A 16282-nucleotide genomic window follows, 5' to 3' on the forward strand; every position below is an offset into this window, starting at 1 on the left:
TCGTAGTAGCCGGTTACCGGGTCTTTCTCGCCGTGCCCGTACTCTTCGAACGCCTCAGGGCGCGTGACGGGGCGTTCTGCTTGTCCCACTCCGTCATCGCTTTTGGGTCGCCTGCGGTCTCCCACATCTTGATCGCCATCTCGCGCGTGTACTTGAAGTCGGTGAGCGCGACCTTCCCGAACCGGTTGATCGCCTGCGCGGATACTCCGTCAGCAATGAGCTGATCGAAGATGTCATCGGAGAGCACGAGGCGCAGGAACTGCTCCTCGTTGAGTTCCTCTGTGCCATCGAGCACCCCGTTCACGCGAGCACCCGCCTCGAATGAGAGCGGGGGAATCGTGTACTCCTTGCCACCCACGGGCAGCGCGAGCGGATCGAACAGGTCGTTGAAGTCCTTGAACTGAGACATGCTGGGATCTCTCTTTCACTGGGTGCTGGGTTGGGGACCGGACCCCGCCGACCCAGTAACAGCGGGGCCCGGTCGTTGTGCAGCTACGCAGCCCGCGTGTACGGGAAGGCGTTGGAGTCGCCGACACCGTTCGTCACCTTGACGGGAGCGGATCCGGCGGAACCGGACGGGACCACGGCGATGATCATCGAGTCGGACATGACGTTGAACACGGTCGCGGCGACGGCGGCGAGCTTCACACCCGTCGCGCCGGTGAAGCCCTGGCCGGTGATCACCAGCTGGTCGCCCGTCGCGGCAGCGTGGCCGTCGGAGGTCGCTGCCGACACGACCACCGGGGCCGCAGTTGGTGTGTACGGCGAGTCGATCGCGGTGATGGTGCCGTCCGCAGTGAGCGTGATCGTGACCTCCTCGAGGTCTGCGACACCCGTCTTCGACTGCTGCCAGTCCACGAGCGTCCGCGCGGTCCACGCTTCCGTGTCACCGTCCGTCGTGTACCAGCGCGTGTAGATGCGGCAGTCGTCACCGAACTTGAACTTCGTCGCCTGCGCGAGCTTCTGCGCCGGGTCGGACGGGATGCCGGCCGTCGTCCGCCGCGTGAACTTGACCACGACCTTGCCGCCGGTCATGGTCTTCTCGAACGAGACGAACCCGTCGTTGTCGTAGTCGGACGAATCCTGAAGCGTCGGCGTCTCGCTCGGTGCGAAGTCGCCCATGTTCGACAGGTGCAGCCACATCGAGTTGTCGCTCGACAGGTCGACAGCCCACCGGCGTGCGAGGGACTTGGTCATGATTGCCTCCTTCAAGGCGTGTAGGGGTTGATGAACCCCTCACCGGGAGGGGCGGAGATGCGCCAGACGGCGCGATCCGCACTGGGCAGCGGAAGAAAGGTCAGTCCCACCCGCCTGCGGGACGCAGGATGGTGGGCGTGTAGGCGACGTCGCACGTGTAGTTGTCGGACCAGTCCCACCGCTTCGATTCGTCCATCCCCATCGGGACGCGGACGCGGGAGGTGACTTGGATGATCTCGAGGCCAGTCCCGTTCAGAGGGATGTGGGTCGCGCCGAGCAGTGCAGTGCTCGCAGCGTCGAGGATGTCGAGCGGGCGCCGCGGCGCGTTCTTGGCACCACGCGCACGGACCTGCAACAGGCCGGATCCGGTCGGGTCTGCAGGGTCCTCAGCTTGCGGCACCCACGTGACCACGAGCACCTCGTCAGGTGTTGTCGGCATGAGCATGTCGAAGATGCCGACCTGACCATCCGTGTACGGGTCGTTCGGGTTCCATGCCGCGTCCGGCACCGCGGCAGCCAAGAGGGCGGCGATGCCGTCGAGGAGGTCGAGTGTGTCGCTCACAGTCCCGCCAATCGGAGCGTGTCAGCCATGATCCGGAAGCACGCCTGCGCTTCCGTGATCATCGGCTGCTCGAGGTACAGGGCCTGACCATGCGCATGCTTGAGCTGGAGCTCGAAGTGCTGGTAGCGGGCGTACGGTCCCGGGTAGTAGACGCGGGCACTGTCGTGGCTCGTCGCTTTCACCTCAGCGGACCCGACCAGGTGACCGGACTCGACAGGGGTAAGGTCGGCGGCGACACCACGCACATGCTCGGCGGCCTTCACGACAGCAGCAGGCACGAGGTTGTCCATGGCTTCGGTGATGCGGTCGAGGCCGGACAGGTCGATGTTCCACTCGATGCCGGCCATCACGCACCGCCTCTCAGGTCAGGGACACAGCAACGTGGTCGGGGAGGTCGAGATCGCCGGAAGTGTTGAGGTTCGTCTTGATGACGCGCGAGACGTCGCCGTTCACCGTGACGCGCGAGTTCGGGGCGAACAGAGGCGCGTTGGCCGGGTACGTGTAGAGGGTCGATTCGGACATGACTTGCTCGCCGTCGGTGGAGCGCACCAGGTGTCGGGTGTCATCGATCCAGCACCCGTTGTCGGCGGCCGGATCGAGGGTGACGGCGGAGGCGAAGATGTCCTCGCCGTATCCGTTGGTGCCTTGGCAGGTCTCGACGATGGCCGTCTGGATGTAGAACTCGGCCATGTCGTCGGCGCTCATGTGTGCCTCGTGAACGTGGTGATGAGGTTCTGTTGGCGCAGGCGCCGCACAGCGGCGGGGACGAGGTTATCGGTGGCGAACGCTTTCGCGGCGGCGGTCTGCGCGGCGCCCGCGATCGCGAACGATGCGGATCCGATCGACTTCGACGCCTTCACGCCGCCCGTGTCGATGCCGCCGGCGAGCGGGTCGATGCCGAGCTTTCCCCATGCTGCGGCTTGGATGCATGTCGCATCGTTGAGTGCCTGAGCGATGTTCGGGTCGATCGCGAGTCCCGTCGCGGGGTCGGTTTCGTAGCAGGCGGTGCGTGTCGCGTCGAGCACGAGCGTTGTGCAGTCACGCAGCACCAGGTCAGCGTTCGCCGGTGCGGCCTGTTTCGTCCACTCAGCGAGATCATCCGACGTCGCGAGCATGTCGGGCACCACGTAACTGGTCATGCGTTGTCCCTTCGGGGTGGGCGTGCGCCCGACCGTTGTGTGGTCGGGCGCACGCTTGCCGTGCTACCTGGTGGTGGGCAGGCCGCGGATGACGCCGTGCGCCTTCTCGTTGCCGTACTCCAGGCCGATCTCGCCGTAGAGCATCTGACGGTCGGACGCGCCGACCTTCGCGAGCTCGTCCTGGAAGAAGTGGCCCTTGCCCGGGATGTTGAGGAACACCGGGTTCAGATGCTCCAGCGAGAGGATCGTGAACGCGTCGGCCGGCATCCACCGGTTGAGTGCCACGTTGAACTTGCCGAAGTCGGTCACGATGGTCTCGAAGTTGACACCACCGACGTTGCGGTCCGGGACACGGTTGTTGATGCCGTCGGAGTACGCGTTTGACAGGTTCAGCTTCTGCGAGGAGCCGACCATGATCGTCGCCGTCTCCGACTCAGCGATGCCGCCGTTGTCCCAGACCTGCTGGAACAGTTCGTCGTACGTCGCCTTCGCCGGCGCGGTCGTGGCCAGCTTGTAGAAGCTGACCGTCGCCGTGCCGATCGTGAGCGCGGAGCCGCCCTTGCTCGAAGCGACAGACACCGCGTTCGTGGCCTTGCCGACGATGTAGTAAACCGTGTTCAGCTTGATGCCCGTCGAGCCGCCGACGTCGGTGAAGACCACCTTGTCGTCGTTCGCGAGCGTGGTCGCCGTGTCAGTGATGACCGTGGTCGCCGCGGAGAGGCCGTTGTGCGCCTCACCGAGGTTCACCACGTTCGTGGCGATGGCCTGCAGGATGCCGCGGGTCTTGCGCGGCGTGGTGTTGTCGGACGGCTTCGCGTACTGGCCGCGAATGAACGACGCCTCCACGTCACGGGCGACCTGCTTGATCGACTGCAGGACCTGCCACGGCATCTCAGCCGTGACCGCGTTGACGCCGTCGATGTTCTGGCCGTTGCGCAGACCGACCGCAGCCTGCTTCGTGTAGCTGACGTCGACGGTCTCCTGGTGGATCTCCACCACGTTGTCGACGTTGAAGCGCACACGCTCCTCACCGTCAGGTGCGGCGTCGCCCTCCACGTGCTGCCGGTTCTCGTCCGGGTCGCGGAGGTCGTAACCCGACCACTCGATGATCGGCGTGTTCGCTTCCTTGCCGCCGGTGAGACCACCGATGGCCGACAGAAGCGGGGTGTCCTCGGGCGACGCTGCGAACAGCTCGCCCACGTAGTTGGGCAGGTCGAACGTGGTCCCCTGCCCGACGATTCCAGCCATGCTGGTCTCCTTGTCTGTGTGGGGTTATGCCCCTTTGGCGCGTCTCCGGGCTGCGGCGATCGCCATCTTGAGGCGGATGGTCTCCGTCTTGTCGCCTGCGGTCTGCGCGGCTGCGAGCTGCGTTTCGAGGGACTGGACGGTGGCACCCTGGTGTTCTCCGCTGCCTGAACGGGACGGGGTTGCCTTGAGGGCGGCGTTGGCCTGCAACGCCTGGTTGATCGCGGCTGTGATGGCCGCCTCATCGGTCGGCTCTACCTGGCCGATGGAGTCCGTGAACGCCTTGTTGGCGAGTAGGAGCTTCGGGTTCGCGTCCCGGATCGCCGGGTTCGAGAGGACCGCGATCTTCAGCTCGGCGACCTTCGCCTGCTGCTCCGCTGCGGTGAGTTGCTCGTCGGCGTCGAACATCTGCACCTGCAGGTCCTGAACCGCCTGCTGCAGCTTCGCCGGGTCAGTCTCGACCTGGTTGGTGAGGCCGAGCGCCTGCCCGATCTGCTGCGTCCACCCCTGCTGCGCCTGCGCGACAGCGTCCTTGATGGCCTGGTCGCGCTTGCTCTTCTCCGCGTCGAGATCACCCTTGACGTTCTGGATCAGCTTCCACGCCTTGTCAGGGTCGAACTTCGACGGGTCGTCCCCCCACGGCGGTGTTGCGCCCTGAGCGCCGTTGTCGCCGCCCTGGCTGCCGTCGGGTGCGTTGCCGTTTTCGCCGTTCCCGAAGCGAATGCCGCGGAGATCATGCAGGGTGCGGCCGATGCAGGCGAGCCCGTCGGCGTCGCGTCGCGTGAACGCGGGGTTGATGTTGCTGGACATGGGTGTTCTCCTTGCGCGGCGCCTGGCCGCATTGGGTGGTCGCAGTGGCGGGGTGGCTTCGCTACCTCACACGCCGGGCGTGCGGATAGTCGAGTGAGCCAGTCAGCCCCCAACTCGGTTCTTCCTTGCTCGGCGGCGCGAAAACGACCGGCACGGGCTCATCCGGGTGCGGGTAGATAGTCGGTCCGCCGTACCCGTCTTCACGCTGGGTGTGGAGCTCGACGCCCCGTCCAGGCCGAAAAACGACGTCCCTGACGTTCAGAGTCTCGTGACCAGCGGGCCCCTTGTGTTGGATCTTGAAGCCCGGCCGGATCTCAGCGAGCGGGTAGGGAGTGGTCTTCACTTTCGCCGCGCGCGTCGCACGTGCCGAGTCAGCGTGGCTCAGCCGTGCTCGACGGCGCTCGGGTGTGCGCCGATACCGAACTTCTCCGCGAACCGGTCGAGGCTCTCTTTCTTGGCGTGCGGGAACTTGGACTTCAGCGCCTCATGGTCGAGGGGAATCCACCCGTGCTTCCAGTGGTACAAGATCGTCTCCTTCTACTTGCGCTTCGCGCCCGGCGTCGGCACGGGGCCCTTGTGCGGTGTGCCAGGCCAGAAACCCAGGGCCGCGTGAAACCAGTCGGCGGTGACCTGGTTCACGTACGACGCGGGCAGGTACTTCAGCAGGTGCGCGCGGAGTGTGCGGAACGGTGTCGGCGAGGTCGCCCACTTCGCACGACCAGCACCGACCGTCCAGTACGCCTTCAGCCGGGCCGTGTCGCCGATGTCCTTCGGGGTGACTTCGCGGCCTGCGACCATGACGCACCTCCGTGGAGTGAAGGGAGCGGAGAGGCGGCAGGATTCGAACCTGCGACCCAAGGCTCTGACCTCTGAGCTACGCCTCGCCCGCTCCGTACCCGTTGTCGTCTTCTCGGGTGGGCTGACCCTCAGTGCTGCGCTCCCCAGCGCTGGACGTGTGTTCGCCGTCGCCGCGCAGATACGCCTACCCGCCGAAAGGAACCGGGATCATGGGACGTTCTTCGCGAGGATCGGATGCCGCGTTGACGCGGCGACGGCAAGTCAGGGCAGCACGACGTCCACACGCATGCGCCGCAGTGCCACGCGCGCGAACTCGGCCACGGCGCGCGCATCCGGGCCGACGACGGTCATGTGATGCTCGAGACGTATCGGGAGCTCGCCAGGCCCCGAGACGATGCCGCCACGTGCGCGCTTCGGGCACGACTCTTCGCACGCCGGGTTCGCGATCGCATCGGCCAGCGCATCGGCCAGCATGACGCCGCAGTTCGGGCAAGCCTTCATGACTACCTCCTGGGTGGGAACTTGATGGTGGCGTTCGCGAGGTCGACCTGCTCGCGCCTGGTCTGCCGTGCGAGGCCCGTCTGTGCGAGGAATTCCCGCAAGCGCCGCTGCGCCTCCCGGATGTCCGTCTTCGCCAGGGCGCGCGTGTCGGCGTCGGCGGCGTACTCGTACTGTCGCTTCGCCTGACGGATGTTCCGCTCGAGTGCCCGCTGCCGCTGCGTGTTCTTGTACGCGACCGCGTGCTCGTCCGTCCACGGCTGGCGTGGCGGCAGCTTCGTGATGCCGGGGAAGTACGGCACGAGCGTGTGCCTGCAGTTCGGGTGGAACAGGCCGGCCGCGGTCGCTTCGGCGATCGTGCCGTCGACGTGCACACCCGGCTCCGGCGGCGTCAGGCCGTCGGTGAGGATGCTGTGCTGCCACGGGAAGCAGAGCGGGCACGGATGCCCGTCGGATGGGACGGAGAAGTACTTGATGCCGACGGCGCGCATGACCTGCAGGTGCGAGTCGTTGAACGCCCGCGCCGAGCTCGTACGGACCGCCATCTCCGTGTACGCCGACATCGACCAGTTCCGGCCGCCTTTGTCGGTGAACCCGGTGATGCCCTGCGATGTGAACACGCGCCACGCCATCGCCTGCGCTTGAGCTGGGGTCACGTCGTTGTCGAGGACCTGGCGGATGCCGCCGTGCGGTGCGATCGCCTTGTAGATGTCATCCGGGAGGCGGGTAAGCCGGAACCGGACATCCTGCAGCGACGACACGATGTCGTGCTCGATGGCCTGCGCTGCCCGTTCGCCGTGCGGCATCGACAGGTCGAATGGCTCATCCGGTGAGGCGAGTGCGCGGCCGGCCGCGACGGTGGGGGGACCGCCGCGACCTGCGCGCGCACCCACGGTATCGAGAGCCTGCGACACTGCCTTGCGTCCGGCACGGTCACCCTCCGCTGCTGCGGTGGTCACCATGAGGCGTGCGACCTGGTCGTAGCCGGCGAGTCCGGGAAGGATGCGTGCGATTAGGCGTCGCAGCAGCGACACGGCCTGCGCTTGCCCGATCAGTGTCGCCGGTGTGCGCCGGATGATGCTTGTCGCGCCGGCGAGGATGTTCTGCTCGGCAAGGATGTACGCCGCGGCGACCTGTGCTGCGAGCTGGTCACTCGTCGGTGGGGTTGTCGCCATCCTGCTCGCCGTTCATGTCTGTGCTGCCCGAGAACGGGGGGACCATCGGCGACACCATCGACGCTTCCTCCGCCTGGATCGCGGCAGCTTCGACGTTGACCTCGTCGTCTTCCCAGTCCGGGTGCACCATGCGAACCCGCGTCTTGATCGACGCCGCACGGGCAGCGTCGAGGACCTGCACGGTCTGCGCGTTCTTCAACGGGTCCACCTGCGACACCTCAGCGAACTCAATGTCAGGCAGTTCATCGAACCAGCCGCCGCCTTGACCGGGGAACACGATGCCGTCGATCGCCAACGCGACCTGTGCGAGCTTCGCGAGTGCCGGCTTCGCGTACAGGGCCTTCTTGTCGCGGGTACGTTCCGAGTCGGAAAGGTCCGCGGTCACCTCGGTGGCGGTGCGCTGCCCGGCACGCGTCTGCTGCAGGCCGAGGTGCACGGGGGAGTAGCCGGTCGCGGTCGCGAGCTCACGCTTGAGTCCGTCGATCGCTTCGAGGTGCTCCTGGACGCGGATGTCGAACTGGCTGATCGTCATCGACTGCGCCACCGTGTCGGACGGGCCGCCGAGCGCGTTCACGCCGACGTACACCTGCCGGTTCATGTCGAACGATGCGCCGCCGCCCGGCTGACCGCTCGTCTCCAGGAACGACTCCGGCACAGTGATGCGGCCAGCACCGTTGTCGATGTCGCGCATCAGCGACGAGTAGACCTGGTCGATCTTGTCGAAGATGTCCTCGTTGCCGGCGAAGTCGGAGCGGCCGAGGTTCGCGATCGGCCCGTACTTGCGCCAGTCCCGTGCGGGCAGCATGTTCGGCATGTACACGACGGCGAGCTTGTTGACGCCGGTCGCGACTGTCACGGCTGCGCTGTCGTCGTCGATGGTGGCGTTCATCGTGGGTGCGGTGTCGTCGGTGAGCGGGCCGAGGTCGCTGAGCTCCACGTCGGGCACCAGGTTCAGGTAGTGCTCCGTCTCCGGCAGTGTCCCCATCGGGACGATGTTGCCGAGGTTGTTCGGTCCACCCTGGTGCAACTCGTACGTGATCACGCCCGGCTTGTGGATCTCGAGCAGCCGGTACACGGTCGACGCGTTCTCCGTCTGGTACTCGGTCCACAGCGTGCAGCCGACGAGCTTCCCGTACCGGAACTCGGGGATCGCGCAGTCAGCAGCGAACGCCTGGAACCAGACGTGATCCTCGAGGTCGGCATCCCACACGACCGAGAAGTACGTGCCGCCGAGTGAGGCGGCGAACTCGCCACCCTTCAGCATCTCGGCGTGCGCGTCGTCGGAGCCCATGATGAGGTCGAGACGGTCCTGACCCGGGTGCGACGGTGCGGGTGCGTTCGTGTCGTCGTCGCCGGCAGCTTCCGCAGCATCAGGCTTCGCGTACCGGATCTTCGGGGCCTCAGCGAACAGCAGGTCAGCGCTGAGCTGGGCGAGATCCGCGGGCACCGGAAGGTGCATCTTCATGCGGTGCTCGTCGGGTTCCTGCGGCTGACCCCACCAGAACTTCGACAGGGTGCCGATGACGCCGCCACGGTACGGGATGCCCGCACGAATGTGCGTGGTCGGGCCGATCTTGCCCTGGTAGATCTCCGCGAGCGTGGCCGTGTCACCGCAATACCAGGCGTCGTGCTCCGTGAACCGGGCGAACGCGATGTCGAACGGCTGCGGGGGAAAAACGTCAGAGGCTGCGGCCACGGTCGTGCCTCCTTGCTATGCGGCGAGCTTCACGTGCTGACGCCAGATGTTCTCGGTGGTCTTGATCGCGTAACGCAGCGCGTCCTGTGAGTGGTCGTTCTTCTTCACTGGCTTGTCTTCGCCGACCTCGGCCGCTTTCGCGTCCCACACGTACTCGGTGACTTCCTTGATCCAGCCCGTGCACCGGTCAGTGACGAGCAGGTGCCCGGACTGCAGCAGGGACGCGACAGTGCGGATGCCATCGAGCACGTCGTTGTCGGCCTGCGTGGAGATGAGCCCGTCTTGCTGCAGCTGGACTCGGAACGACGCAGCGGACGGGTCGAGGATGATCCAGTCAGGCTGCAGCCTTGGTTGGTTCGGTGGCAGGTGTGGTTGTGCGAGCCATTCGCGGATGCCGCGGGATAGTTCCGCGTCGGTGAGCTTCTGCCGTTCCGTCTTCGACTCATACCGCCATTCGTCGATGGCGTACAGCTTCGGGTGATGTCGGCCGAAGTGGTCGGTGTGCAGCGCGATGCCGAGGAGGATCGCCGCGGTCGGGTTCGTGGTGCCGTAGTCGATGCCGACCGCGATGAGGCGCCACATCGTGGGCAGCTCGTCCCACCGGATCTGATGCTTCTTCGGGTCCCACATGTCGAAGATGGCGCCCTCAGCGTTCGTCCACTTCCCGAGGATGAACCGGTCGAAGAAGATGCCGGTGAACGCGGCCTTCATGTCGCGCACGTACTCGTCCGTGAGCGAAGGATTGTCGTCCATCGTGAACTGGAACACGACCATGTTCTTCGCGGCAGCGTCCAGGATGTACTGCACCCGCAACCAGTGATTGAACGAGCCCGGATTCGTCGTGGCCAGCAGCCTCGAGTGCGGTGTGCGCAGTCGCGTGAGGAGCATCTCCCAGAACCCGACTGGCAGCAGTGTCGCCTCATCCACGTACGCGAGCTCGATCGTCGCGCCGCGGATCTTCTCCTCAGAGCGCGCGTCGTTCGCGCCGACCAGGTGCACTTCGCGGCCGAGGATCGTCGCTGTCGTCGAACCTCGCGTGTGCACCGTCTGCGCAGCGAGTTCACCGAACAGGTTCGGATCCTGCAACGGTTCGATGATGTTGCGTTCGATCGTCTGCAACGTCTTCCCGACGATGACGATCAGGCCGGCACCGCGGGCCTCCCGCACGGCGATGAGCCACGCGAACAGGGACGCGATCGTCTTGCCGCCGGACACCGCGCCGACCCAGAGCGCTATCTTCGCAACCTTCGATCGGACGATCGACCAGATCTGCTTCGGAGAAAGCGACGGGTCACTCGACGGCATCAGGCGCCTCGTACGTGGCAGCGGCAGCAGCGAAACCGGCAGCGAGCGAGTCGAGCAGAGAATGCGCGGACGCCACCGTCGACGTGTCCTTCTCGAGCGCCTTCGTCAATTTGTCGAACGCGATCGCACCGATCGTCTGAGCCTCGCGCCGCGCTGAGATTGGAGCCTCAGCGAGCTCATGCTCCGCGAACGTGTTGTCCTTGCCGCCGAAGCTATACACCAGATACGGCCCATCGAGTGCGTCGAGGGCCTTGTCCGCGTTGGCGGTCATCTTTCGCGCGAGCCGAGTACGTGCCGCAGCCAGGTCGAATGCATGCGCATCATTCGCCCGCTGGACCTGAGTGCGGTCGAATGTGTGCCCTTCGCGTTTCCCCCAACGAGAGACTGTCGCCGGATCGACGTTCAACTCACGCGCGATCGCGTTGCAGCCAAGGCCTTGGTCGAACAACTCCTGCGCGCGTTTCTCGTTCAATGTTGCGCGTGCGGCCATGTTCATCACCTCAGTGCGCGTCACCTGGACGCGGGTCAGTGGTTGCCGTGGCGCCTTTCACAGTCGCGGGCGAGTGATGGGACGACGAATGCTTGGTTGCAGGTTGCGCAGCGGTACGGGTCAGTCGTCATCGTCTGTCAGGGTGTCGCAACGTTCCTGCTCGAGCGCTATATCGAGGAGGCCCCGGGTCATCACCCAGGACTGTCCGGTCTTCACGAGCACGCCGACCATGGTCTGGCCATTCTGCTCGAGCTCAGTGGTCAGCTTGTGGGTGAGGAGGACGAACGACTCGACGTAGGCGCCGGGCTCCATGGTCTCGACGTACGCGGCGATCGCTGCTTCGAGAGTCTGCTTCGCTGCGAGAGCTTCGTCGTCGTCCACGGCACCTCCTTGGGCATGAGAAACGCCCCAGTGCTTCCACCAGGGCGTTCGGCCTTCTCAGGCCACGTTCTCATCTTGAGGGTGACACATGCGACACATGCAAGCGGTCATGCGGCGTGTCGCCCGGGGTGTTGTCGGTAGGCGGTCTTGGCGGATTCGACGCGGAGGACGTCGCTGCTGCGAACACGGGTTGTTCCGTCATCAGCTTCGATGGTGTCGATCTCGCCGGCCGCCGCCCAGCGTTGAATGGTGCGCTTCGAGCGACCGGTGAGCTTCGCCGCCTGCGCGTATGTGAGCCATGGCTTCACGAATCCTCCTCCCCGTCGGCGGGAAGCAGCTCGGGGTGTGCTTCCGCGATGTGCGCCGTGAACAGTGCCAGTCCATCGCCGTGACGGTACTGGATGCCGATGACCTGGCCGCAGTGCGTGCACGTACACTCGAGGCCCGTGCTCATGGTGTGTTCCCTTCCCCAACCGACACCGCGAAGGCTTCCGTCGCTGCGAGAATGGCCGCCTCCATCGCACCCATCGCGTCGAGTACGTCGGCATGCTTTTCGGTCGCGATCATGTGTGGCGGAATATCCACGTCGCCGTCTCGCACGAACGCGGTCAGATCGCTGCTGTACAGGACGCGCCCGGAATGGTGCTCGTTGTCATCCCAGACCGTCACGTCAACCGGTTTCACGTGGTAGTCGCCGCGCTTTGTCGAGAGCACGTGGAACAGCCCCGTGACGCGGCCGTTCTCCACACCGATGATGCGTTGGAATTGGCTCATGTCGTAGGCGTGCGGTTCAGGCATGCTCACTCCCTTCCCGGATGTTTGCAGCACGCGCACGAAGCCAGTCCATGAATGGCCCCTGCAACTCCCACGCCTCGCCGATATGTGTCCAGTGCACGCCGTCACGTGAGGTCGCCTGATCGAACTCGTCGGGGCCGATCTCTCGCTCGAAGTACGCGGCGGCTTCGTCGAGGGTGTCGGCACGAACCCGAGCATCATGAGCGGCAAGCCAACGCCGGAACGCACCTTCGGAAGCCATCTGGTGCTCGAATGCTTCCACGCTCTGCCGTGAGAGCCACGCGGCAAGTCCCTCACCGTCGCCTCGCGGCACCATGACGGATACGGGCATGCGGTAGTCGCGGATCACGTCATCATCGGTCGGCGTGTATTCGTCGCTCATCGTGTCGCCTCCGCTGCCTGATCGTCTGCCGCTTTCGCTGCCTTGCAGTCGGCGCACGTGACCGTCTGCCAGTTCGTTGAGACACCCGCATTGTGACGGCGCCCGCAATACGCGAGCCCGAACCTGTTCACACCGCAGATCCGTTGCGAGTTCGGCGTCGACACAGGCGGAACCTTGAAGCTGTCCCGCCACTGCTTGATCGGACCTTCGCTCATGAGTCGACCTCCGCTGCCACCATCGCTTGCGCGACGGCCCACGCCTCTTCGGCGTCGAGAGCGACGCCCTGAGGCGCGTATAGCCATACCGTGCCGTCCGACTCTCGGCGCACGATCCTGACCGTCTGATCGAGCACGCCCGTCCTCACGATGCGAGTGACCTGCTCACCCATTGCTCGCCTCCGCTGCCTCGGGGAAGTGCACCGGGCACTCCGGGTTCGGTTCCAACGCACCACCGGGCTCCACGATCCCGTAGTAGGTCCACGGGTTCTCGACCGGGAAGCATGTGCACTCAGCCATTGCTGACCTCCGCTGCCGCCTTCAACGCTGCACGAGCCATCCTGAGCCAGTCGTTCCGATAGCAGGATGTTCCCAGAAGGTAATCACCTGTTGACGCGGCGTAGAACACCCGTGCCGCCGCCGCTATTGATTCCTCGCTGGGTTCGCTCACGGGACGATCCTCCGCAAGGCAGGGGGTGTCCGATGAGTGACGAGGATGCCCTCCCTGCTCGGTGCGGTACGGGCGGATGACTTCGAGCATCGACTGCGCGCTCTCGCGGATCGCGTCGTCACGGAGACTCAGTACGAGCCCGAGGGCTTCCAGCATCGCGCCGACCTCGACCGTCTTCCCACGCCGCGCGTAGTCGCTCGCCCAGCGGATCAGGTGCTGCCATCCGTGGCTGTAGTCGTGCTCGGTCGTGTAGCCCTTCTCGAATTGGCGGGCACGTTCGAGCGAGACCTCACGCGCCCACTCCTCGGCGTCTCGTTCGTGTTGGGGTGACACAGAAGACGAACCGAGAACGGCATCCAGCTCGCGCCCCTCGTCGGCCGAGAACCCGTGCCACGTCGAACGGCGCGCCCTGATCTTCCGCACGGCGTCGAGCGTGGCGGCGAGAGCATCACGTTCCCGGAGCAGTTCCATCGCCGCATCCATCTGGTTCTCGAACCGCGCCACGAACTCGTCGGCACGCTTCTCCTGCTGCTCACGCAACTCGATCAGCGTCCGGTTCTGCGCTTCGAGATCCGCGATGCGGTGCTCAGCAACCTCAAGAGCACGCACCAGGTCATGCACGTACCCGCGCCACGGGCGATTCTCCAGACCGCTCGCCAGCACGGCACGCGCTGCCGCGATCAGTTCAGTGTTGTCGGTCATGCTGACTCTCCTTCGGGTTCGGTCTTTCGGGTTCGGGCGTTCCATTCCTCGATCTGCGCGAGGGCCTGGAACCGGTCGTGGGAGACTTCCGCCCCGCAGGCAGGGTTCTCGCACACGACACGGACGTCGTCCTCGAACGCGAGCGGCGGCTTCCACAGGAGGGTGCGTTCCTTGCAAGCGGCGCAGCGAATGTTGCGGATGCGGTGTTCGTATTCAGCCATTGGGTGTTGTGCCATCGCGGTCTGCATGAGTCGGTAGAACCGGACGGCGTCCTCGGCGCCTGCCTCGCGTGAGACCCACATGTCGGGGTCGATGGCGTCGAGGAAGCGTTCCGTGATCGCGTCGACTTCCCACACGCCGGCGTCCGACGGGAACCCGGGCGTGGGATGCCCGAGGAGCATGATGAGCTCGTCGGCGAGCCGCCATGTCTGCGGGACGGGGATTACCCACTGCGATGACGAGCGGACGCCGGCGGTGTCGAACTGCTGTGCGCGTTCCACGCTGCGCAGGTGGGTGATCATGTCCAAGGCGATGCCGAGCGCATCCCGGGTCTTCATCCAGCACGACCAGCACAGCAGACCGTGCTCGGCGCGACGCGGCAGGCACCCGCCGCACGGCGGGAGCTGCGTCTGTCCTACCGGCAGGCACGCCTCGCACGGCGGGTGACCTGCGGCGCGCGGGTGCACTTGCACCCACTCGAGGCGTTGCAGGTACGGGTTCCATGCCTCCCGTTGACGGTGCTCGAATCCGTCGCAGAAGTCGGTGTGCTGGTCCTTCACCGTGCACGAGCGCACATCGCGCATGCCGTACGTGTTCGTGATGCAGGGCAGATAGTCGCTCACGCGTCCTCCTTCGGGGTGAAGAGCTTGCAGGCCGGCCACCGCTTCACGACATCAGGGCCATCGGTGCCGCGCGTGGATGCGAGATCGCATTTCCACCAGTGCCCGTTCCCGGCGTTCTTCCGCCATAGATGCGCGCAGTCACCGCACGTGGCCTCGTCATCGGGATCGAGCGCGCGACGGAGCACTTGGTGCGTCGCAGGGTGACGGCCGCGCTCGATCTCGTCGCGCCGTCTCCCCGTGAGCCGCACGCCGGGCGAGAGCTTCTCAACGGGCTGGGGCGGCTCGAACTCTGCCAGCCCGGGCAGCATGTCGGTCACGAGTCGCCCTCGTTCGCATCTTCCGCCTCAACCTCGATCGGGTGCGGGGCCGTCAACGACTCCGGCACGACGACGATCGCTTCCGGCCGCAACGGCAGGAACGCCGACTTCGGGATCTCAACGGTGAGCTTCACCTCAACCGTCCCCGGCTTCGGCCGTTGCGATCGGTTCTGTGTCGACCCGACGACCTTCGCACCCTTGACGCTCGCGATCGTGTCGCGCTCCCAGCTGTAGCCGCTGATCTCCGGCTGCACCTGCAGGTACACGATTGCCTTCACTGTCTCGCTCATGCTGTCTTTCCTTCCTCGGCGCGCCGCGCCGCGTTCAGTGCGTGCGTTTCCTGACGCCACGACTTGACGCCCAACCGCATGCCCCACCGGCGTGCGGACTCGACGGAGATCCCGAGTTCCTTCGCGACGTCAGGCCATGCCAGCCCACGCTCGAGGAGCTCGGGCAGCCGCTTCTGCATCGCCGGCGTCATCCGTCGCGGCATCTTCCGGTCGGCGTCCCGCAGGGCGACGTCGACGGCGACACGCAGCGGACGCTGCAGCAGGTCGCTGATCCGAACGCCACGGCTTTCCGCCGCCGACGCGAGCGTCGCGAACACGTCATCCGGGACTTCCACCTGGAACCTCATGCGACGGCCTTCCGTTCGATGCAGCCCGGGAACCGGCACGTACCGTCCGGCATCCACAGGTGCTCATGCCGTGCGACTTCGTCCGTGCGTGACGGGATCGGCGTCGGCGCGGACTTCTGCGCACGCACCCACGCGTCGTGTGCTCGGCGTGCGTCTCCGCAGGCTCGGCATCCGCCCGTCGTGCCTGATGGATGCTTGGGACAGAATGCGGGGGGCTCGCCGCCCGTAGTACCCCCGTGAGATTCCTCTGATAGGTGAGAAGTTGGTCGGGTCGGGTCGGGTCGGGTCGGGGTTGAGAGAACTTCTTGCGAACCTTCGCTGTCGGTTCGCGTCCTGTTCGCGCGAACATGCCGCATTCGTTCGCGTGCGTCATCCCGACGTTTCTTCACGACATCAGACCGTTCCTGGTACTTGTCCCAGTCGTGGAAGGTCCAGCCGTCTGGACTGGCCTCCCAGTAACCGACAGCGACGAGCTCGGCGGCGACCTTCGGCTTCCCGCGCAACGTCTGGAGCGCCCACGACGGCACCAGACCATCGGTGAGGTGCTGGCACGACCACGACCCGGCGCGGCACCACAGCGACACCGCGGCATCCGACAGTTGCAGCGTCTTCGGGTGCGACCACCATCCGTCGTCCACCTTGAAC

27 protein-coding genes and 1 tRNA gene are annotated in these 16282 nt (G+C 65.7%); all 28 read right to left on the bottom strand.

The window, feature by feature from the left end:
- Positions 1-13: 13 nt before the first annotated feature.
- Positions 14-409, bottom strand: coding sequence for a DUF7426 family protein (locus FPZ11_RS14310; RefSeq protein ID WP_146321812.1), 396 nt, complete (start codon positions 407-409; stop codon positions 14-16).
- An 83-nt stretch (positions 410-492) separates the two neighbouring features.
- Positions 493-1197: a phage tail tube protein gene (locus FPZ11_RS14315; RefSeq protein WP_146321813.1), complete on the bottom strand. Its 705-nt coding sequence runs from the start codon at positions 1195-1197 to the stop codon at positions 493-495.
- A 100-nt stretch (positions 1198-1297) separates the two neighbouring features.
- Entirely contained in the window at positions 1298-1759 is a 462-nt protein-coding gene (locus tag FPZ11_RS14320; RefSeq protein WP_146321814.1) for a phage tail terminator protein, read from the bottom strand.
- Positions 1756-2106, bottom strand: coding sequence for an HK97 gp10 family phage protein (locus tag FPZ11_RS14325; protein ID WP_146321815.1), 351 nt, complete (start codon positions 2104-2106; stop codon positions 1756-1758). The genes FPZ11_RS14320 and FPZ11_RS14325 overlap by 4 nt, the downstream gene beginning before the upstream one ends.
- A 13-nt stretch (positions 2107-2119) precedes the next feature.
- Positions 2120-2464: a hypothetical protein gene (locus FPZ11_RS14330; RefSeq protein WP_146321816.1), complete on the bottom strand. Its 345-nt coding sequence runs from the start codon at positions 2462-2464 to the stop codon at positions 2120-2122.
- A complete protein-coding gene (locus tag FPZ11_RS14335; protein WP_146321817.1) occupies positions 2461-2898 on the bottom strand; it encodes a hypothetical protein in 438 nt (145 codons plus the stop codon). Before FPZ11_RS14335 ends, FPZ11_RS14330 begins: the two co-directional genes overlap by 4 nt.
- 63 nt (positions 2899-2961) lie before the next feature.
- A complete protein-coding gene (locus FPZ11_RS14340; protein ID WP_146321818.1) occupies positions 2962-4146 on the bottom strand; it encodes an SU10 major capsid protein in 1185 nt (394 codons plus the stop codon).
- 24 nt (positions 4147-4170) lie between these two features.
- Positions 4171-4953, bottom strand: coding sequence for a hypothetical protein (locus FPZ11_RS14345; protein ID WP_146321819.1), 783 nt, complete (start codon positions 4951-4953; stop codon positions 4171-4173).
- A 381-nt stretch (positions 4954-5334) separates the two neighbouring features.
- The gene (locus FPZ11_RS19340; protein WP_168203844.1) at positions 5335-5478 is read right to left on the bottom strand and encodes a hypothetical protein; all 144 of its coding nucleotides are present in this window, start codon (positions 5476-5478) and stop codon (positions 5335-5337) included.
- 12 nt (positions 5479-5490) lie between these two features.
- Complete coding sequence (locus FPZ11_RS14350; protein WP_146321820.1) at positions 5491-5751, bottom strand: hypothetical protein; 261 nt, start codon at positions 5749-5751, stop codon at positions 5491-5493.
- Positions 5752-5779: 28 nt separating this feature from the next.
- Positions 5780-5837: transfer RNA gene (locus tag FPZ11_RS14355), tRNA-OTHER, on the bottom strand.
- A 175-nt stretch (positions 5838-6012) separates the two neighbouring features.
- Positions 6013-6252 carry a hypothetical protein gene (locus tag FPZ11_RS14360; protein WP_146321821.1) on the bottom strand — a complete coding sequence of 80 codons (240 nt, stop codon included), beginning with the start codon at positions 6250-6252 and terminating at the stop codon, positions 6013-6015.
- Positions 6253-6254: 2 nt separating this feature from the next.
- Positions 6255-7424, bottom strand: coding sequence for a phage minor capsid protein (locus tag FPZ11_RS14365; RefSeq protein WP_146321822.1), 1170 nt, complete (start codon positions 7422-7424; stop codon positions 6255-6257).
- Positions 7399-9120 carry a phage portal protein gene (locus FPZ11_RS14370; RefSeq protein WP_146321823.1) on the bottom strand — a complete coding sequence of 574 codons (1722 nt, stop codon included), beginning with the start codon at positions 9118-9120 and terminating at the stop codon, positions 7399-7401. Before FPZ11_RS14370 ends, FPZ11_RS14365 begins: the two co-directional genes overlap by 26 nt.
- 15 nt (positions 9121-9135) lie before the next feature.
- Positions 9136-10425 carry a PBSX family phage terminase large subunit gene (locus FPZ11_RS14375; protein ID WP_146321824.1) on the bottom strand — a complete coding sequence of 430 codons (1290 nt, stop codon included), beginning with the start codon at positions 10423-10425 and terminating at the stop codon, positions 9136-9138.
- On the bottom strand, positions 10412-10915 hold the full coding sequence (locus tag FPZ11_RS14380) for a hypothetical protein (protein ID WP_146321825.1): 504 nt from the start codon (positions 10913-10915) through the stop codon (positions 10412-10414). Before FPZ11_RS14380 ends, FPZ11_RS14375 begins: the two co-directional genes overlap by 14 nt.
- Positions 10916-11035: 120 nt before the next feature.
- Positions 11036-11296: a hypothetical protein gene (locus FPZ11_RS14385; protein ID WP_146321826.1), complete on the bottom strand. Its 261-nt coding sequence runs from the start codon at positions 11294-11296 to the stop codon at positions 11036-11038.
- Positions 11297-11403: 107 nt separating this feature from the next.
- Entirely contained in the window at positions 11404-11604 is a 201-nt protein-coding gene (locus FPZ11_RS14390; RefSeq protein WP_146321827.1) for a helix-turn-helix domain-containing protein, read from the bottom strand.
- Positions 11601-11750, bottom strand: a complete 150-nt coding sequence (locus FPZ11_RS19345) for a hypothetical protein (RefSeq protein ID WP_168203845.1) — start codon at positions 11748-11750, stop codon at positions 11601-11603. Before FPZ11_RS19345 ends, FPZ11_RS14390 begins: the two co-directional genes overlap by 4 nt.
- Positions 11747-12094 (bottom strand): hypothetical protein, encoded by a 348-nt coding sequence (locus FPZ11_RS14395; protein ID WP_146321828.1) that lies wholly within the window; start codon positions 12092-12094, stop codon positions 11747-11749. The genes FPZ11_RS19345 and FPZ11_RS14395 overlap by 4 nt, the downstream gene beginning before the upstream one ends.
- The gene (locus tag FPZ11_RS14400) at positions 12087-12473 is read right to left on the bottom strand and encodes a hypothetical protein (protein WP_146321829.1); all 387 of its coding nucleotides are present in this window, start codon (positions 12471-12473) and stop codon (positions 12087-12089) included. Before FPZ11_RS14400 ends, FPZ11_RS14395 begins: the two co-directional genes overlap by 8 nt.
- A gap of 211 nt (positions 12474-12684) precedes the next feature.
- Positions 12685-12861 carry a hypothetical protein gene (locus FPZ11_RS19350; RefSeq protein ID WP_168203846.1) on the bottom strand — a complete coding sequence of 59 codons (177 nt, stop codon included), beginning with the start codon at positions 12859-12861 and terminating at the stop codon, positions 12685-12687.
- The gene (locus tag FPZ11_RS20120; RefSeq protein WP_302849650.1) at positions 12854-12988 is read right to left on the bottom strand and encodes a hypothetical protein; all 135 of its coding nucleotides are present in this window, start codon (positions 12986-12988) and stop codon (positions 12854-12856) included. Before FPZ11_RS20120 ends, FPZ11_RS19350 begins: the two co-directional genes overlap by 8 nt.
- Positions 12981-13841, bottom strand: coding sequence for a hypothetical protein (locus FPZ11_RS14405; protein ID WP_146321830.1), 861 nt, complete (start codon positions 13839-13841; stop codon positions 12981-12983). The genes FPZ11_RS20120 and FPZ11_RS14405 overlap by 8 nt, the downstream gene beginning before the upstream one ends.
- Positions 13838-14362 (bottom strand): hypothetical protein, encoded by a 525-nt coding sequence (locus FPZ11_RS19355; protein WP_168203847.1) that lies wholly within the window; start codon positions 14360-14362, stop codon positions 13838-13840. The genes FPZ11_RS14405 and FPZ11_RS19355 overlap by 4 nt, the downstream gene beginning before the upstream one ends.
- A 317-nt stretch (positions 14363-14679) precedes the next feature.
- Complete coding sequence (locus FPZ11_RS14415; protein WP_146321832.1) at positions 14680-15000, bottom strand: hypothetical protein; 321 nt, start codon at positions 14998-15000, stop codon at positions 14680-14682.
- Positions 14997-15290 (bottom strand): hypothetical protein, encoded by a 294-nt coding sequence (locus FPZ11_RS14420; protein ID WP_146321833.1) that lies wholly within the window; start codon positions 15288-15290, stop codon positions 14997-14999. The genes FPZ11_RS14415 and FPZ11_RS14420 overlap by 4 nt, the downstream gene beginning before the upstream one ends.
- A complete protein-coding gene (locus tag FPZ11_RS14425; protein WP_146321834.1) occupies positions 15287-15694 on the bottom strand; it encodes a hypothetical protein in 408 nt (135 codons plus the stop codon). Before FPZ11_RS14425 ends, FPZ11_RS14420 begins: the two co-directional genes overlap by 4 nt.
- Positions 15695-16282: the final 588 nt, after the last annotated feature.

Origin of the sequence: Humibacter ginsenosidimutans (assembly GCF_007859675.1) — a bacterium.
Taxonomy (GTDB): domain Bacteria; phylum Actinomycetota; class Actinomycetes; order Actinomycetales; family Microbacteriaceae; genus Humibacter; species Humibacter ginsenosidimutans.

Excerpts from the sequence above, each read along its gene's own strand:
- FPZ11_RS14310 (WP_146321812.1), bottom strand. The coding sequence starts at position 409 with ATGTCTCAGTTCAAGGACTTCAACGACCTGTTCGATCCGCTCGCGCTG.
- FPZ11_RS14315 (WP_146321813.1), bottom strand. The coding sequence starts at position 1,197 with ATGACCAAGTCCCTCGCACGCCGGTGGGCTGTCGACCTGTCGAGCGAC.
- FPZ11_RS14325 (WP_146321815.1), bottom strand. The coding sequence starts at position 2,106 with ATGGCCGGCATCGAGTGGAACATCGACCTGTCCGGCCTCGACCGCATC.
- FPZ11_RS14330 (WP_146321816.1), bottom strand. The coding sequence starts at position 2,464 with ATGAGCGCCGACGACATGGCCGAGTTCTACATCCAGACGGCCATCGTC.
- FPZ11_RS14335 (WP_146321817.1), bottom strand. The coding sequence starts at position 2,898 with ATGACCAGTTACGTGGTGCCCGACATGCTCGCGACGTCGGATGATCTC.
- FPZ11_RS14340 (WP_146321818.1), bottom strand. The coding sequence starts at position 4,146 with ATGGCTGGAATCGTCGGGCAGGGGACCACGTTCGACCTGCCCAACTAC.
- FPZ11_RS14345 (WP_146321819.1), bottom strand. The coding sequence starts at position 4,953 with ATGTCCAGCAACATCAACCCCGCGTTCACGCGACGCGACGCCGACGGG.
- FPZ11_RS14350 (WP_146321820.1), bottom strand. The coding sequence starts at position 5,751 with ATGGTCGCAGGCCGCGAAGTCACCCCGAAGGACATCGGCGACACGGCC.
- FPZ11_RS14360 (WP_146321821.1), bottom strand. The coding sequence starts at position 6,252 with ATGAAGGCTTGCCCGAACTGCGGCGTCATGCTGGCCGATGCGCTGGCC.
- FPZ11_RS14365 (WP_146321822.1), bottom strand. The coding sequence starts at position 7,424 with ATGGCGACAACCCCACCGACGAGTGACCAGCTCGCAGCACAGGTCGCC.
- FPZ11_RS14375 (WP_146321824.1), bottom strand. The coding sequence starts at position 10,425 with ATGCCGTCGAGTGACCCGTCGCTTTCTCCGAAGCAGATCTGGTCGATC.
- FPZ11_RS14380 (WP_146321825.1), bottom strand. The coding sequence starts at position 10,915 with ATGGCCGCACGCGCAACATTGAACGAGAAACGCGCGCAGGAGTTGTTC.
- FPZ11_RS19345 (WP_168203845.1), bottom strand. The coding sequence starts at position 11,750 with ATGAGCACGGGCCTCGAGTGTACGTGCACGCACTGCGGCCAGGTCATC.
- FPZ11_RS14395 (WP_146321828.1), bottom strand. The coding sequence starts at position 12,094 with ATGCCTGAACCGCACGCCTACGACATGAGCCAATTCCAACGCATCATC.
- FPZ11_RS14400 (WP_146321829.1), bottom strand. The coding sequence starts at position 12,473 with ATGAGCGACGAATACACGCCGACCGATGATGACGTGATCCGCGACTAC.
- FPZ11_RS19350 (WP_168203846.1), bottom strand. The coding sequence starts at position 12,861 with ATGGGTGAGCAGGTCACTCGCATCGTGAGGACGGGCGTGCTCGATCAG.
- FPZ11_RS20120 (WP_302849650.1), bottom strand. The coding sequence starts at position 12,988 with ATGGCTGAGTGCACATGCTTCCCGGTCGAGAACCCGTGGACCTACTAC.
- FPZ11_RS14405 (WP_146321830.1), bottom strand. The coding sequence starts at position 13,841 with ATGACCGACAACACTGAACTGATCGCGGCAGCGCGTGCCGTGCTGGCG.
- FPZ11_RS19355 (WP_168203847.1), bottom strand. The coding sequence starts at position 14,362 with ATGATCACCCACCTGCGCAGCGTGGAACGCGCACAGCAGTTCGACACC.
- FPZ11_RS14420 (WP_146321833.1), bottom strand. The coding sequence starts at position 15,290 with ATGAGCGAGACAGTGAAGGCAATCGTGTACCTGCAGGTGCAGCCGGAG.